At 72.5% G+C, this 16,164-nt stretch carries 14 protein-coding genes; 10 read left to right on the forward strand and 4 right to left on the reverse strand.

The window, feature by feature from the left end; genetic code table 11:
- Positions 1-16: 16 nt before the first annotated feature.
- Both glpK and IH00_RS0130810 read right to left on the reverse strand, forming a co-directional pair.
- Positions 17-1,537, reverse strand: a complete 1,521-nt coding sequence (gene glpK, locus IH00_RS0130805; protein ID WP_031079329.1) for a glycerol kinase GlpK — start codon at positions 1,535-1,537, stop codon at positions 17-19.
- A 73-nt stretch (positions 1,538-1,610) separates the two neighbouring features.
- Positions 1,611-2,378, reverse strand: coding sequence for an IclR family transcriptional regulator (locus IH00_RS0130810; protein WP_031079330.1), 768 nt, complete (start codon positions 2,376-2,378; stop codon positions 1,611-1,613).
- 171 nt (positions 2,379-2,549) lie between these two features.
- Between IH00_RS0130810 and IH00_RS0130815 the strand changes: the two genes are divergently transcribed.
- The 3 genes from IH00_RS0130815 (at position 2,550) to IH00_RS0130825 (ending at position 5,820) form a co-directional block, all read left to right on the forward strand.
- Positions 2,550-2,996 carry an ATP-binding protein gene (locus tag IH00_RS0130815; RefSeq protein WP_031079332.1) on the forward strand — a complete coding sequence of 149 codons (447 nt, stop codon included), beginning with the start codon at positions 2,550-2,552 and terminating at the stop codon, positions 2,994-2,996.
- Between the two features lie 500 nt (positions 2,997-3,496).
- Positions 3,497-4,210, forward strand: a complete 714-nt coding sequence (locus IH00_RS0130820) for a DUF1775 domain-containing protein (RefSeq protein WP_031079334.1) — start codon at positions 3,497-3,499, stop codon at positions 4,208-4,210.
- A gap of 194 nt (positions 4,211-4,404) precedes the next feature.
- Positions 4,405-5,820, forward strand: a complete 1,416-nt coding sequence (locus tag IH00_RS0130825) for an amidase (RefSeq protein ID WP_031079335.1) — start codon at positions 4,405-4,407, stop codon at positions 5,818-5,820.
- 122 nt (positions 5,821-5,942) lie between these two features.
- On the opposite strand, the gene IH00_RS0130830 is transcribed toward IH00_RS0130825, so the two are convergent.
- Complete coding sequence (locus IH00_RS0130830; protein WP_031079336.1) at positions 5,943-6,398, reverse strand: VOC family protein; 456 nt, start codon at positions 6,396-6,398, stop codon at positions 5,943-5,945.
- Between the two features lie 228 nt (positions 6,399-6,626).
- Between IH00_RS0130830 and IH00_RS39110 the strand changes: the two genes are divergently transcribed.
- The 6 genes from IH00_RS39110 to IH00_RS0130860 all read left to right on the forward strand — a co-directional run bounded on the left by IH00_RS39110 (position 6,627) and on the right by IH00_RS0130860 (position 13,062).
- The gene (locus IH00_RS39110) at positions 6,627-7,046 is read left to right on the forward strand and encodes a hypothetical protein (RefSeq protein WP_158828024.1); all 420 of its coding nucleotides are present in this window, start codon (positions 6,627-6,629) and stop codon (positions 7,044-7,046) included.
- On the forward strand, positions 7,043-7,375 hold the full coding sequence (locus tag IH00_RS0130840; RefSeq protein WP_031079339.1) for a winged helix-turn-helix domain-containing protein: 333 nt from the start codon (positions 7,043-7,045) through the stop codon (positions 7,373-7,375). The genes IH00_RS39110 and IH00_RS0130840 overlap by 4 nt, the downstream gene beginning before the upstream one ends.
- A 125-nt stretch (positions 7,376-7,500) precedes the next feature.
- Positions 7,501-8,619, forward strand: coding sequence for an AI-2E family transporter (locus IH00_RS0130845; RefSeq protein WP_031079340.1), 1,119 nt, complete (start codon positions 7,501-7,503; stop codon positions 8,617-8,619).
- A 146-nt stretch (positions 8,620-8,765) separates the two neighbouring features.
- The gene (locus IH00_RS0130850) at positions 8,766-10,184 is read left to right on the forward strand and encodes a DEAD/DEAH box helicase (RefSeq protein WP_031079341.1); all 1,419 of its coding nucleotides are present in this window, start codon (positions 8,766-8,768) and stop codon (positions 10,182-10,184) included.
- A 749-nt stretch (positions 10,185-10,933) separates the two neighbouring features.
- Positions 10,934-11,449, forward strand: a complete 516-nt coding sequence (locus IH00_RS40805) for a DUF485 domain-containing protein (protein ID WP_078888050.1) — start codon at positions 10,934-10,936, stop codon at positions 11,447-11,449.
- Positions 11,446-13,062 (forward strand): sodium/solute symporter, encoded by a 1,617-nt coding sequence (locus tag IH00_RS0130860; protein ID WP_031079345.1) that lies wholly within the window; start codon positions 11,446-11,448, stop codon positions 13,060-13,062. The genes IH00_RS40805 and IH00_RS0130860 overlap by 4 nt, the downstream gene beginning before the upstream one ends.
- A 76-nt stretch (positions 13,063-13,138) precedes the next feature.
- Here the strand turns inward: IH00_RS0130860 and IH00_RS0130865 are convergent, their stop codons facing one another.
- Positions 13,139-15,328, reverse strand: a complete 2,190-nt coding sequence (locus IH00_RS0130865; protein ID WP_234335023.1) for a SpoIIE family protein phosphatase — start codon at positions 15,326-15,328, stop codon at positions 13,139-13,141.
- Between the two features lie 275 nt (positions 15,329-15,603).
- Between IH00_RS0130865 and IH00_RS0130870 the strand changes: the two genes are divergently transcribed.
- Entirely contained in the window at positions 15,604-16,065 is a 462-nt protein-coding gene (locus IH00_RS0130870; RefSeq protein ID WP_031079347.1) for an ATP-binding protein, read from the forward strand.
- The last annotated feature ends 99 nt before the right edge of the window (positions 16,066-16,164 follow it).

Below are 16,164 nucleotides of genomic sequence, written 5' to 3' on the forward strand. Positions count from 1 at the left end.
ACACACCGCTGCGGTATCAGGGGCCGCTCGGCCGTCTGATCCAGCCCAGGGACCGTTCCACGGCCCGCTGCCAGTTGTCGTACTCCGACGCCCGTCGCGCGGGGTCCATGTCCGGCAGCCATTGGGCCGCCCGGTGCCAGTTGCCGCGCAGCACTTCCAGGTCCGCCCAGTAGCCGGCGGCCAGCCCGGCGGCGTAGGCGGCGCCCAGGGAGACGGTCTCGGCGGCCATGGGCCGCACCACCGGCACGTCGAGGACGTCGGCGAGGATCTGCATGAGGAGGTTGTCGGACGTCATGCCACCGTCGACCTTCAGCTCCCGCAGGGTGAGCGAGGAGTCGGCGTTCATGGCGTCGACGACCTCCTTCGTCTGCCAGCCGGTGGATTCCAGCGCCGCCCTGGCCAGGTGCCCCTTGGTGATGTACGAGGTCAGGCCGACGATCACGCCGCGTGCGTCGCTGCGCCAGTGGGGGGCGAAGAGACCGGAGAACGCCGGGACGATGTAGCAGCCGCCGTTGTCCTCGACGGTCCGCGCGAGGGTCTCGATGCCCGGTGCGCTGTTGATGAGCTCCAGCCGGTCGCGGAACCACTGGACCAGGGCGCCGGTGACGGCGATCGGGCCTTCGAGCGCGTAGACCGCGGGCTGCTCGTCGATCTTGTAGGCGACGGTGGTGAGCAGCCCGTTGCGGGACCGGACGATGTCGGTGCCGGTGTTGAGCAGCAGGAAGCTGCCGGTTCCGTAGGTGCACTTCGCCTCGCCCGGGGAGAAGCAGGTCTGCCCGAAGAGCGCGGCCTGCTGATCGCCGAGCGCGGCCGTGATGGGCCTGCCGGGGAGCACCGAGCGGTCCTCGCCGTACCACTCCGCCGAGGACCGGATCTCGGGCAGGATCGCGTGCGGAATCCCGAAGAACCCCAGCAGTTCCTCGTCCCATTCCAGCGTGCTCATGTTCATGAGCATCGTGCGGCTGGCGTTGGTCACGTCGGTGATGTGGCGGCCTCCCGCCGTCCCGCCGGTGAGGTTCCAGATCAGCCAGGACTCCATCGTGCCGAACAGGACGTCGCCGTTCGCCGCCCGCCGTGCCAGCCCGGGCACGTGGTCGAAGAGCCAGCGGATCCGTGGTGCGGAGAAGTACGTCGAGGGCGCCAGGCCGCAGCGTTCCAGGAAGAACGCGTCGCCCGGGTCTCTGCGCAGGTCTTCGACGAGCGGGGCCGTGCGGGTGTCCTGCCAGACGATCGCCCTGTCCAGCGGGGTGCCGGTCCGCCGGTCCCAGAGGACGGTCGTCTCGCGCTGGTTCGCGATGCCCAGGGCCGAGACGGCCTCCGCGGCGACGCCGTCGCCCGCGCCGGACAGGGCCTCGGGCACGATGCGCCGCAGATTGCGCCAGATCTCCAGGGCGTCGTGCTCGACCCAGCCGGGCTTCGGGAAGAACTGCTGGTGCTCGCGCTGGGCCACGGACACCAATCGTCCGCGGTGGTCGAACAGGATGCACCGGGTGGAGGTGGTGCCCTGGTCGATGGACATCACATACCGTTCGACCATGATCCGGACCGCCTTCCGATGCGTTCAGATGCGATGCGTGGGGATGCGCTGCGTGGAGACGCGCTGTGCGGATCTACCAGCGGGCGGCTCCCAGGTCTCGTGAGATCGCCCGGGCTGCCTCACGGAGCAGAGTGAGCAGCTTGATCTCCGGCCGGCCCCTGACGTCGCAGATCCGCTCGACCGGGCCGGACAGGCCGATGGCGCCCACCGCGAGGCCGCCGTGCCCCCTGATGGGCGCGGCGACGCCGGCTTCCCCCATGCTCATCTCCTGCACTTCGGCGCCCCAGCCGTTCTCCCGGATCTCGGCGAGGGCCTGGACGAGCTCGTCCTCGCGGGCCAGGGTGTGCCGGGTGTACGCCTCCAGCCCGGCGTCGACCGCCGCATCGAGGTTCGCGGTGCCGAACGCCAGCAGCACCTTTCCGAGCGAGGAGGCGTGCAGGGGCAGCAGGGCGCCCACGTCCAGGGTCTGGAGGGTGTCGTCCGGGCGGAAGACGTGGTGGATGACGAGCACTCTGCCTTCCAGGGGAGTGCCGAGGCGGACCGCTTCGCCGCTGCGGGCGGCCAGGGCGTCGGCCCAGTTGATCGAGCGCGATCGCAGTTCGTTCACATCGAGGTAACTGGTGCCGAGGTGCAGGAGGGCCGCCCCGAGCTGGTACTTCCCGGTCGCCGCGTCCTGCTCGACGAAGTCCACGTGCTGGAGGGTGCGCAGTATGCCGTGGGTCGTCCCCTTCGCCAGCCCCAGCGAGGCGGCCACCTCGCCGAGACCGAGCCGACGGGGGCCCGCGGCGAGCAGGCGGAGAATCGCCGCCGCCCGTTCGATGGACTGGACGGGACCGGCCATACCGCGATTCTAGATCCGCCTTCGCCGTCCCACATCAGCCATGACGTGGCGGTTTCTCCCGATATCGACTGGCGTTCGGTAATGCCGACCGTCGTTTATTGACCGGTTTCATCTCACTTCATAGCGTGCGTGATGTCGGCACCCGTCGGCTTCATTCGTCAAGGAGGGCAGATGGCCGCTCAGCTCAACATCGTCGGCCCCAGGGCAGTCGGTCGGCCCGGCCCCGACGCTGTCGATCACGTCTGCCCCGTGCCCCACGCCCCGGGGGCCGTGCCCGCCGTCCGCGGGCGTGTTCGCGACGTACTCGCCGAGTGGGGCCTGTCTCCCGACGCCGTCATGGACGCACTCGTGGTGGTCTCGGAACTGCTGACCAACGCGCTGGTCCACGCCCTGCCACCGGCGACGCTGCGGTTGTCGTGGGTCCGTGTCGACGGACGCGGGGCCTTGCGCGTGGAAGTCACCGACGCGGGACCCGTCCTCGCCGGTGACGGGTGGGAAGCCCCGGACCCGGACGAGCACGGCCGCGGCATCGACATCGTCACCGCGCTGGCTGCCCGCTGCGGCATACGCGTCGGCACCGAAGGGATCACACGCTGGGCCGACCTCCCCGCGGCCTAGTACCGCAACGGTGTTCCAGCCATGGCCAGGGCCATGTGGCGGCGCCGGGCCCCACCGCCGGCAGCGAGCCGGCCTCGCCCTCCGGGTGAGCTGCTGAGACTCCCCCGTGAGGCGTGAGGAGCCCCCTTCCGGTACACGCTCTGGCCGTCCTGCCCCGAAGCGGCTGCCGGCCTTCCGGCTGGTGGACCATGATGAGCGGGCCATGCACCGACCCTATGAACCACACCGCGCGCCGTGTCCTGCCCGGGCCGGCGCGTTCGCCGTCGTGGGTACGGTCCTGGGCTTGAGCGTCCACCACCCGGCCGCAGTGACCCCGTTGCGTGGCGGGGTCCCGGCGTCGGCGGGCATGGTCCTCCGTCGCCCCAGGGGCGCCTCGCGGCAGACATGCGCAGTGGTGGGGCGGGGGCCGCCGGATGGGCGGCATCCCGCGACGTGATCCATTCCGGGAGGCCCGGTCGCCCGAGGCCGCCCCGGCCTGACCGCCATGAACTGGAGACGCCTTGTCCCGTACGCACATCACCCCGCGCCGCCTGGGCACTTCCCTCACCACCGCGGTCGCCGCCATCCTCCTCGGGGCGGGGCCCGCCGTCGCCCATGTCGAGGTCGAGGCCGACACGGCGCAAGCCCTCGCGGAGAACGTCACGCTCACCTTCGACGCCGAATCCGAATCGGACACGGCCGGCATCACCGAGCTGCGCGTCGTCCTGCCTCAGGGCATCACCCCGGCCGATGTCACCTACGGCAAGGGCCCCAAGGGCTGGTCCTTCAGCCGCGGCGCCGACGGCTACACCGTCAAGGGCCCGGCCGTCGCGGCCGGCGAGGACGCCGAGTACTCCGTCATCGTCCGACAACTGCCCCGCGCCGGGGAGTTGGCGTTCAAGACGCTGCAGATCTACAGCGACGGCCGCATCGACCGCTGGATCGAGCTCGGCAACTCCGGAAGCGGAGCAGGTCACGGACACGGCAACAGCGCCCCCGTGCTGAAGCTCGCTCCGGCGGCACCCGGCGCCGCCACGACGAGCCCCACGCCCACCGCCCCGGCGCCGAGCGAACCCACGCCGGCTGCTCCCACGCCGACGTCCACCGCGACCGCCGCGGCGTCCGACGGCGACGACGGCATGTCGGCCGGCGCCTGGGCGGGGATCGCGGCGGCCGCGCTGGTCGCGGTCGCGGCCGTCGGATACGTACTGCGCCGTCGCTCCGGTCCGCGCTAGCCGTATCGACCCGCAGCGTTGTTGACGGGGCTGATGGGCGGGTGTCCGTTGAGTGCGGTGTGGCACCGGTCCGTACGCCGTGCACGGGCAGGCGGCAACCGGTGGCGGCGAGCGGCGGCCGACCCCTCGCGTGTTACTTGCCGGTACGGGATGATGACGGGCAACGACGGCACACGGCGGAGGCTGAGGCAGCGGTGACGACTTTCGAGGAACGGACCACGGTGCACGCCTTCCGCGACGACGCCCTGGGGGAGCATGACGCCGTCGGGCTCGCCGCGGCGATCCGGCGGGGTGAGGTCGGCGCCGCCGAGGTGGCCCGGGACGCGCGTGAGCGGGTACGGGCGGTCGAGGCGCGGCTCAACGCGGTCCAGGTGCACATCGATGCTCCGGCGCACGCTGCCGCGGCGGGCGGTGTCTTCGCGGGCGTACCGACCTTCGTCAAGGACAACACCGACTTCCTGGGACTGCCCACCGGGCACGGCAGCGCGGCCTTCACCCCGAAGGCCGTGCGGCGGCACGCCCCGTTCGCCCGGCAGTTCCTGAGCAGCGGCGTCACGGTGCTGGGCAAGACCCGGCTGCCCGAGTTCGGCTTCAGCCCGACGACGGAGTTCGAGGACGCCGAGCCCGTGCGTAACCCGTGGAACACGGGCTGCTCGGCAGGTGGTTCGTCGGGCGGCAGCGCGGCGCTCGTAGCCGCCGGGGCGGTGCCGATCGCGCACGCCAACGATGGTGGAGGTTCCATCAGGATCCCGGCCGCCTGCTGCGGACTCGTCGGCCTCAAGCCGACCCGTGGCCGGGTCGTGGCGAACGCCCAGAGCCGTCAACTGCCGATCGACATCATCTCCGACGGCATCCTGAGCCGTTCCGTGCGGGACACGGCCGCGTTCCTCGCCGCCGCCGAGAGGTACCGGCCCAGCCCGAAGCTGCCGCCCGTCGGCCTGGTCGAGGGTCCTTCGGGGCGGCGGCTGCGCATCGGGTTCCTGCTCGACTCGCCGAACGGCGTCCGCTCCGACGCCGCCACCCGCACGGCCGTCACCGAGACCGTCACGACGCTCGAACGGCTCGGCCACTCCGTGGAACCGGTGGAGTTGCCCCTCGACCCCCGCTTCACCAGCGACTTCCTCACCTACTGGGGGATGCTGTCGTTTCTCCTCGGCGTCACGGGCCGCACGCTCGGCGCCGACTTCGACCGGCGCCGCATGGACGGCCTCAGCCAGGGACTGCGCGAGGCGTACCTGCGGGACTGGCGGCGGACTCCGGGTGTGCTGCGGAGGCTGAAGCGTACGAAAGTGGCGTACGCGGCGGCGTTCCGCGGGCTCGACCTCGTCCTCTCGCCCGTGCTCGCCCACACCACGCCGCGGATCGGTCACCTCAGCCCGGTCGTTCCGTACCCGACGCTGATCGAACGCATCATCGCGTACGTCGCCTTCACGCCGATCAACAACGTCGTCGGAACTCCGTCGATCTCGGTGCCCGCGGCGAGTGCGACGGAGGAGGGGCTCCCCATCGGTGTCATGTTCTCCGGCCGCCCCGGCAGCGAAGGGACGCTGCTGGAGGTCGCGTTCCAGCTGGAGGCGGAACGGCCGTTCCGGCGTATACGGAGCGTGTGACGCCGGGCTGGTCCGCGCGCCACCGGTGGCGGGCGGTGACGGCCGTACGATGCGGGCGCCGGTGCCCGAAGGTGGCTCCTGGACGAGGGCCCGGCCCCCGCCCCGGCCTTCCGGTCCCAGGTTCACATGGCTTCCCGGGCCCGCTTCTCCAACTCGTCCGGAGGGACGTCCTCGATGTGCGAGGCGATGTTCCAGCGGTGACCGTACGGGTCCTCGAACTGGCCGGTGCGGTCGCCGTAGAACTCGTTCTTGACCGGTGAGAGTTCCCGGGCGCCCTGGGCGAGGGCCTTGGCGAAGACCGCGTCGACGTCCGCCACGTACACGTGCAGGGTGATCGGCGTGCCCCCGACCGCCTTGGGGGAACGGAATTCCATGTCCGGGAACTCGTCCGCGAGCATGATGACCGAGTTGCCCAGCGCCAGCTCGGCGTGGCCGATCCTCCCGTCCGGAGCCGGCATCCTCATCCGTTCCTCCGCGCCGAGCACGGCCACGTAGAAGTCGATCGCTGCCGCGGCTCCATCGACGCAGAGGTACGGCGTGACGCGCGGGTATCCCTCGGGAATGGGCTGGACGGACACGGTCTCCCGCCTTTCGGACAGTGGCGATCACCGCTGATCGCCGTCTTTCACCACTGATATCCCGGGGCCCCGTCCGTGCGCCGGTGCCGCGCGGCGGCCTGCCGAGGGATGCGCCGAAGGGCCGCACTCAGGAATCCGCGTATCCGTAACGGCAAGTACTTGCTAATGTGGAAAGTAGATGCCGGTCAGGTAAGGCAAGCGAGTCCGGCGCGACGGGAGGGGGCTGTCATGGATGCACGGGCGGATGCGGCGGCATCGTTGAAGGACATGGAGCGGATCGAGGGGACGGCCCGGGGGCGAAGCGGCTGGTACGCCGCATACCTGTGGGTTTTCGCCGGGTGGCAGCTCGTTCTCGTTCCCACGGTGGTGCTGTGGCACGGGCGGACGGGGACACTCGTCAGCACCCTGGCCAACGCCCTGGTCGTCGTGGGGCTGTCCCTCTTCGCGATCCGGCAGCCCGTGATTCCGCGCGGCCACGGCGGCCGGCACCTCAGGGTGATCGGCGGCTGGGCGGTCGCCTACCTGCTCACCCTCGCACTCGCCTTCACCGCCTTCCCGGACAGCGTCGTCTTCGCGGTCGCGGCCGCCCTCGGATGCGCCCTGCCGGCTGCCTGGGCGGCGTGGCGTGAGGGGCGGCGTGCCGCATGACGACCGCAGCCTCGGGCGGATCGGGGCAGGGCCCGCACCCGCGTCACGAACTCGAACCCCTCTTGACGTCGGCCGTGCGCCTGTCGATCGTCGCGGCCCTCGCTCCCGTGGAGAAGGCCGAGTTCGCCTACGTACGCGACCTCGTGGAGCTCACCGACTCCGCACTGTCGAAGCAGGTCTCGCGCCTGGAGGAGGCGGGGTGGGTCGCGGTCGAGAAGGGCCAGGTCGGACGCCGGCCGCGAACCTGGTTGCGCCTGACCGGGGAAGGACTCGCCGCCTACCGGCGTCACCTCGCCGCGCTCGCCGCGATCGCGGGCCCGCTGCGGTGAGGTCGCCCCGGATCCCCCGAGGTCAGGGAGCAACTGTCCATGGCGGCACTCCGGGTGGGCGGACGGGAACCGCGCCGGCCCGGCGGGAGCGGGGGCGCGAGGGGAAGTCCCCCTAAAGTGCTCCCATGCCTGCTTCGTTGAGTTCCACGAAAACCGCCGCCGCACTGCGCACGTCGGCGCGTGCCTCCGTCGAGTTGCTGCTCGTCCTCGTGGCGGCTTCGGTAGCCCTGTGGCTCCTGGGACGGATGTGGTCGGTCGTATGGCCTCTCATAGTGGGCTTGTTCCTCACCACGCTGACCTGGCCCCTGGCCCGTTTCCTGCGCCGGCGCGGGTGGCCTCCGGCCCTGGCCGCGTCGGTGGTGACCGTGGTGTTCCTGCTCGTGGTCACGGGCATCGTGGCGCTGATCGCCGTTCCGGTGGCGTCGCAGTCCGGTGAGCTGGCCGACGGCGTGGCCGAAGGCATCCAGAGGATGCGGGAATGGGCCGCCGGGCCGCCGTTGAACATCGGTGACGACCAGATCACCGGTGCCCTGGACACGGCCGTCGCCCGCGTCCAGGACAGCATCGGCAGCATGGTCACCGCGGTGGTCACCGGGCTGAGCACCGTGGTCAACGGTGTGGTGACCGCCGTCCTGGCGCTGTTCCTGATGTTCTTCTTCCTCAAGGACGGCCCGCGGTTCCTGCCCTGGCTGGCCCGCCAGCTCCCCGGCCGGCTGGCCACGGACGTCCCGATCGTGGCGGAGCGCAGTTGGGAGACCCTCGGCGCGTTCGTACGGTCGCAGGCGTTCGTCGGTCTCCTCGATGCCGTCCTCATCGGCCTCGGTCTGTGGTTCCTCGACGTTCCGCTGGTGCTCCCGCTCGCGGTGCTGACCTTCGTGTCCGCGTTCGTGCCGATCGTGGGTGCCCTCTTCGCCGGACTGGTCGCGGTGCTCATCGCCCTGGTCTCGAACGGTCCGACGGACGCGCTGATCGTGCTGGCGATCATCGTCGTGGTGCAGCAGCTCGAGGGCAACGTGTTCCAGCCCATGATCCAGAGCCGGGGACTCGGCCTGCACGCGGCGGTGGTCCTCCTGGCGGTCACCCTGGGCGGCAGCCTGGCCGGCATCGTGGGCAGCCTGCTCGCGGTACCGGCGGCCGCGCTGATCGCGGTGGTCTGGAACTACCTGCGCGAGCAGCTCGGCGAGCCGCCGCAGGAGTCCGAACCCGACGAGCCGCACACGCGTACGACCGTTCCGTCGCAGTGACCGTTCGGGCCGTGCCCCGGGCGCACCCCGGGAAGGCACCTGACGCCCACTGGTAAAATCGGGGACACGCTTCGACACCGCCGGGGCCCGTACCAAGGGGTACGGGCCCCGGCGCGTTCCGGGCGCCAGACCGAGGAAGGTTCCCCATGAACGCGAAGCCGCCCGCCCCTGGGCACCCCCGTGCCGGCGAGCCCCAGCGGGACGCAGCGCCCCAGGGCGATCTCCCGATGCCGCGGACGGGCGCCGCGGCCCTGCCGCCGGCCGAGTCCTTCGACGCACTCGGGCTGCCGTCCGAGCTGCTGAGGACGATGACCGGCCTGGGGGTGACCGAGCCCTTCCCCGTCCAGGCGGCGACCCTGCCCGACGCGCTGGCCGGCCGTGACGTCCTCGGCCGCGCGCGGACCGGCTCCGGCAAGACGCTGGCGTTCGGGCTTGCGCTGCTCGTCCGGACGGCGGGCCGGCGCGCGGACTCCAAGCGACCGCTCGGCCTGGTCCTGGTGCCGACCCGGGAGCTCGCCCAGCAGGTGAGCGACGCGCTGGAGCCGTACGCGCAGGCGCTGAACGTGCGACTGGCGACGGTGGTCGGCGGGCTGTCGCTCAACCGGCAGTCCGCGCTGCTGCGGGCCGGCGCCGACGTGGTCATCGCCACGCCGGGGCGCCTGACCGATCTGGTGTCGCGCCGGGACTGCCACCTGAACGAGGTGCGGATCACCGTGCTGGACGAGGCGGACCAGATGTGCGACCTGGGGTTCCTGCCGCAGGTCTCCGACATCCTGGACCAGGTCCGCCCCGAGGGGCAGCGGCTGCTGTTCTCGGCCACTCTCGACCGCGACGTCGAGCAGCTGGTGCAGCGCCACCTCCACGACCCGGTGCTCGTCTCGGTCGACCGGGTGGCGGGCTCGGTCACCACGATGGAACACCACGTGCTGCACATCCACCCCGCCGACAAGTACGCGACCGCGACCGAGATCGCCGCGCGGGACGGCCGCGTCCTGATGTTCCTGGACACCAAGGCCGGGGTGGACCGGTTCACCCGGCACCTCCAGGCCAGCGGTGTACGGGCCGCCGCCCTGCACAGCGGGAAGTCGCAGCCGCAGCGCACGCACACGCTCGGCCGGTTCAAGGACGGTGGGTTCACCGTCCTGGTGGCCACCAACGTCGCGGCGCGCGGCATCCACATCGACGCGCTCGACCTCGTCGTCAACGTCGACCCGCCGGCCGACGCCAAGGACTACCTGCACCGGGGCGGGCGGACGGCGCGCGCCGGGGAGTCCGGGAACGTGGTCACCCTGGTCACCCCCGACCAGCGGCGCGACGTGAACCGGATGATGTCCGAGGCCGGGATCCGGCCGACCGTCACCCAGGTGCGCTCGGGCGAGCAGAAACTGACCGCCATCACCGGGGCGAAGCGCCCGCCGGCACCGGCGAAGACCGCCGGCGGCAACGCACCCTTCCGCGGGCTCGGCACCCGCCCGGGCCGCCCCGCGAAGGAGTCCCGCAAGGCCGCCGAGGCCCGCAAGGCGGCGGAAGCCCGCGCGGCGGCCCGGGTCCGCAGGAGCCGCTGACCCGGTCCTCCGCTGCCGTCGCGGGACGCGGCGCGGCCCGATACGGCCGCTGCCGCGCCTGTCCCGGCCTGGTACCGCCACTGCCGCGCCTGCCCCGGCCCGATACGGCCGCTGCCGTGCCTGTCCCGGCCTGATACCGCCACTGCCGCGCCTGCCCCGGCCGGTGGTCGTGGACCGCGACAACCGCGGTGCGTCCTGGCGGGGGCGGCGGTGCTGTGCCGGTTCCGGTGGGCCGGTCGTCCGCTGCCTGGTGGGCCGGTCGGTCCGGTGGTGGGCCTGCGCTGGGGAGGGGCTTGCGCTGGTCCGTGGCTCCGGCGCCCGGCAGGGGTGTGCCGGCTTTGGTGGGCCGGTCGTCCGGTAGCGGGCTTGCCCTGGCGAGGAGCTTGCACTGCTTCACCGGCTCCGGTGCCCGGTCGTCCGCTGCCCGGTGGGCGAGGACGGCGAGGCGTACGGACGGACGGTGGAGGAACCTCGGCCGGGGCGCCGGGTAACGGAGTCCCGGCCCCCCGGCATTGGCCGCGCGCCGGGTGCCGACCGTGCCCCGGTACGTCCCGGCTGTCGACGCCGCTCCCGCGCTCCCCGGCCCGACCGGTCGCCGGCCCGCCCTCCGACCTGCCCGGAATCTCCACGGAACCCGTCCGTCCAGTCGGTGGGATGGCTCTTACGCCCTCGCTCTACCGGTGAGTAACATGCGCGCACCAACCGGCACCCACCCGCCCGCCTGCCCCCACGGCGGCTAGGAGCACGTGATGTCGTACCACCGCACCTTCCCTGATCCGCCCCCCTCCCACCCGCCCCAGGACACGGCCCCGTACTTCTGGGACGCGCCCGCCCCGCCGCAGCAACAAGGCCGGCACGAGCCGGACCGCCCCCACGGCGACCTCGACGCGCTCCGCTCCGGCTACCGCAAGCTGCGCCGCGTCTCGACGCTCACCGCACTCGGGTACTTCGTCCTCTTCCTCTTCCTCTCGGCCTTCGCGCCCGGGCTGATGACCAGCACGATCACCGGCGGACTCACCACCGGCCTGATGCTCGGGCTCTGCCAGCTGCCGGTGGCGCTCGCGGCGATCGCCCTGTACGAGCGCATCGCACGCCACCGCATCGACCCGCTCGCGACGGCCATCCGCGAGCGCACGCGGCCGCCGGAGGAGGAGGCTCGCGCCTTCGGGGCCCGCGGCGGCCGGCGGGCGGATGCCGCCGGGTTCCCCGGCGGCCGGGACCCGTTCCCGTGGCCCGGCGGCCCCTCGGGGGGTGGCCGGTCATGACCGAGTTCGGTTCCGACGCCCAGACCATGTCGCTGGTCGCGTTCATCGCCGTCATCACGGTCACCCTGCTGGTGTGCGTGATGACCGGACCCGACCACGGCGACCTGGGCGAGTTCTACACCGGCTACCGCTCGCTGTCGCCCGTGCAGAGCGGTCTCGCCATCGCCGGCGACTACATCTCGGCGGGTACGGTGCTCGGCACCATCGGCATCATCGCGCTCCTCGGCTTCGACGGAGTCACGCTCACCCTGAGTACCGTGCTCTCCCTGGTCCTGCTGATGTTCCTGCTCGCCGAACCGCTGCGCAACACCGGCCGGTTCACCACCGGGGACGTCCTCACGCGCCGCGCCCCCGGCCCGATCGTGCGGATCACCACGGCCGTGGTCACCCTCGCCGCACTGCTGCCGCTGGTGATCTTCCAGCTCGCCGGTGCGGGTGACCTCCTCGCCGTCGTTCTCGGCTTCCACACCGACGGCTTCAAGACCGGGGCGATCGTGTTCCTCGGCCTGCTGATGATCGCGTACGCGGCCATCGGCGGGATGAAGGGCACCGCCCTCATCCAGATCGTCAAGACCGTCGTCCTCCTCAGCGCGGCCACCGCCATCGCGGTGCTCGTCCTCGACCGGTTCGACTTCAGCCTGCCCCGGCTGCTGGACGCCGCCGAGCACGGGAGCGGGGCGGGAGAGGCGTACCTCGCCTCCGGGATGCAGTTCGCGGGCGACGGCGTCGACATGATCGCCACCCAGCTCACGGTCGTGCTGGGTGCGGCGGTGCTGCCGCACATCACGATGCGCACCTTCAGCTCGCGCAGTGCGCAAGCCGTGCGGCGCTCGATGTCCTGGGCCGTTTCGACCGTCGTCGTCACCTGCCTGCTGCTCGCGGTGATCGGGTTCGGCGCGTCCGCGATCGTCGGCCACAAGGCCCTCGTCGCCGGCGACCCGCAGGGCCAGACGGCGTTCCTGATGGTCAGCCAGGCCGTCATGGGCACCGATCCGACCGCGATCGAGACCCTGCTGTTCACGATGGTGGCCACCGCGGTCTTCCTGACGCTGCTGGCCTCGGTCGCCGGGATCACCCTCGCCTGCGCCAACACGCTGGCGCACGACCTCATCGCGCACGGGCTTCGCAGGGCCGACCTGAAGAACTCCACGGAGATGGCCCTCGCCCGGGCCGCCGCGGCCTGCGTCGGGCTCGTCGCGATCGCGATCGCCGCCGGAGTCCGTCACCTGAACCTCCAGGCGCTGCTGATCCTCTCCTTCTGCGTCGGTGCTTCCGCGATCGCGCCCGCGCTGGTGTACAGCCTCTTCTGGCGCCGTTACACCCGTACCGGGCTGCTCGCCACCCTCATCGTGGGCACCGCGGCCACCTTCATCCTGTTGGCCGGGAGCAACCTGGTGTCCGGTTCACCGCAGGCGGTCTTCCCCGACCAGGACTTCAACTGGTTCCCGTACACGACGAGCGGCCTCGCCTCCATCCCCCTCGGGTTCCTGGCCGGCTGGCTCGCCACGGTCCTCCAGGACCGGGACGCGGCCGACCGGCGCCGCCGCTACGAGGAGCTCGAGCCGACGATCCTGGCCGGTGCGCCGACGACGGCGGGCAGCGGCACGTCCTGACCCCGCCCGGCGAGAACGGGCGTCCGGCCTGCCCCCGGCCGGGCGCCCGGCAGCGCCACACCCCTCCGCGTCCGGGTCACCCGGCACGATCCCGGGCGCGCAGAAGGAGTACGGCGATGTCGTCGGTGTGCCGGCCGGTGGGCAGCGTGCGTCGGATGAGCTCGTCGATGAGGTGCTCCATGTGCGTCCCCCGGATGTCCGCGAGGCGCCGGGCGAGCCTGCTGATCGCCTGGGTGATGTCGGTGCCGGGCGTCTCGACGAGGCCGTCGGTGTAGAGGGCGAGAAGAGTCCCCGGCAGCAGCGGCAGCGTGGTGATGGGGAAGGGCGCGTCGAGGCCGATGCCCAGCAGCGGCCCGGGTTCGATGTCGAGGACCCGGCCGCCGGGGTGGTGACGCGGGTGGTGCAATATCGCCGGCGGGTGCCCTGCGCTGGCCAGCCGGACGCTCCGGCGCTCGAGGTCGATGTGCGCGTAGAGGCAGGAGACGAAGAGCTCGGAGTTGAAGTCGGCCAGGACGCGGTCGGTGCGGCTGAGGACCTCGGCCGGGTTCGCGCCGGCGGTGGCATGGGCGTGGATGGCCGTGCGTACCTGTCCCATGAGGGCGGCGGCGGTGGCGTTGTGGCCCTGTACGTCGCCGATGACGGCGGCGGCGGTGCTGTCGCCGAGGCGGATGAGGTCGTAGAAGTCGCCGCCGATCTCCATGCCGTGCGTCGCGGGCAGATAGCGCGCGGCCACCTCGAGCCCGTCGAGGTGGGGCAGGGAGTGCGGCAGCAGGGCCTGCTGCAGGTTGTGGGCGAGGTCGTGTTTGGCGTCGTAGAGCCGGGCCCGGTCCAGCGCCTGCGCGATGAGGCCGGCGAGGGACGTGAGGGCGGCGCGGTCGCCGGCGGTGAAGGGGCGAGGGTGGTCGTAGGACAGGACCAGACAGCCGACCGGCCGGCCGCGGGTGATGAGGGGCAGGAACGCCCAGGCCTGCTTCCCGCTGAGCGCGGGAGCCAGCGGATGGGCCCGCGCCATCTCGGTGGGGTCGTTGAAGAACTGCGGGGCGCCGGTGATCAGCACCTGCCCGGCCGGCGTGAGACCGGTGTCCAGGGAGAGTCCGTCCAGGCGTTCGACGGCTCGCGGCTGGTAACCGCGGTGCCCGGCGATCCGGAGCCGGCCGGCGTCCTTCGTGGAGAGGACCATGCCCTGCGCTCCGAAGGCCGGCATGACCTGGTCGGCGACCAGGTCGATGACGTCCCGCACGCCCACGGTCTCGGTCAGGGCCGCGGCCAGGTGCAGCAGCTGGTGGATGCGCCCGGCGGCACCGTCCGTCGCGCCGGGACCGGCCGGGCGCGGCGACGGCGGTACTGGACCGGCCCCGAGGGCCGCACCGGTCCCGGGAGCTGCCGCGGTCCGGGGTTCCCGGCCGCCCGCGCCGCTCGGGGTGATCAGCACGCTCATGCCGCTGTCGTCGGGGTAGAGCCGGAAGTCGAGCCACCGGTCGGGCGGGTGCAGCACGGTGTAGGCCACGGGCTCCCTGCTGAGCACGGCGGTGCGGTAGTGGTCCTCGGAGACGGGGTTGTCCATCCAGGGCAGCGACTGCCACGGCAGGGTTCCCAGCAGCTGGCCGGCACTGCGGCCCAGCAGATCGAGGGCGGCCGTGTTGACGTACGTGACGCGGCCCTCGAGATCCAGCGCCATGGTGCCGACGGGCAGGCGCTCGACGAGGTCCGCGGCGGCGAGCGCCGACTGTGCGGGCCCCGTCACCGTACGGCTCAGCCGGATGAGACGCGGCTCCTCCGGGATGGCCGGCCGCCGGCCGCCCTCGTCCAGCAGGCGGCCGATCTGCCGCGCGCTGGAGGTGAGGTGGCCCCGTTCGCGGTGGGTGAGGGCCGGCGGGTGGCTGGCCGGCCACAGCAGGAGCAGGGCGCCCCAGCACTGCCGGGCCCCGTCGAGCGGGGCGGCCGCCATCGCGAACCGGTAGGGCAACGCCATCGCGGTCCGCGGATAGGTCCGCGCCATGTCGTCCTGTCCGCCCACCCAGACCAGGCGGTCCTCGCGTACGGCGTCGGAGACCGGGCCCACGGTCGCCAGGGGCACCCGCCGCCACGGCCCGGCGACGAGTGCCGACACCCCGCACATCACCACCAGGTGCAGCACCGGCTCGTCGCCGGAGAGCAGGTACACGCCCCCGGCGGAGGCGCCGGCACGGCGTACGACCGCGGCGAGCGCCTCGTCCGGCTGGTGGGCGCCCCGCGGCCGTGCAACCTCTCCGGTCAGTGGTCCCACCTCGCAAGCCGGCTCCGCCGCGGACAGGGGAGCGCCCGCGCCCGTCCGTGCCGCTCCCCGGCAGGCGCGCCCCGCTGCCGCCTCCGGCCGGGAGACGCTCCGCACCGGAGGCGCTCACCGCGCATCCCACGTAGCCCCATATCGGGACGATACGCCCAAGCCGCAGTCGCGGCACGGGGCGGCACCCAGGGGGAGACCGGCATGGCCGGTGCCCGGTCACGACACGTCCGGCCCTGGCTTCCGCCGCACGCCGACGGCCTGTCATCGTGGCCGGTATGGCGACAGGAGTGGACATGGCCGTCCTCGTCGGGCTCCAGGCGTCCGGGAAGTCCACGTTCTACGCCCAGTGCCTGGCCGACCGGTACGACCTGGTGAGCAAGGACCTTTTCCCACGGGGCGCCCGCAACAAGCAGCGGCGGCAGATGCGCCTGGTCGAGGAGGCACTCGCGTCCGGGCGGCCGGTGGCGGTGGACAACACCAATCCGTCACCGGAGGAATGGGGCCCGCTGGTGGAACTGGCCCACGCCTTCGACGCGACGGTGACGGCCTACTGGTTCCCGCCGGACCTCACCGGCTGCCTGCAGCGCAATGCCGCACGGGAGGGCCGCGACCGGGTCCCCGACATCGGTGTGCTGGCCACGCTGAAGCGGCTGCGCAGGCCGTCGACGGCGGACGGCTTCGATGCCGTGCGGGAGGTTCGGTTCGACGGACGCGGCGGCTTCGACGTACGGCCATGAACGCGTCGGTGGCTGAGCACGCCGTGGCTCCGGGGAAGGCTGGTGGCGGCTCCGTGGAAGCCGGTGGCCCCGGGGAGGCCGATGGTTCGGGAAGGCCGG

This window comes from Streptomyces sp. NRRL S-118, from assembly GCF_000716335.1.
Taxonomy (GTDB): Bacteria; Actinomycetota; Actinomycetes; order Streptomycetales; family Streptomycetaceae; genus Streptomyces.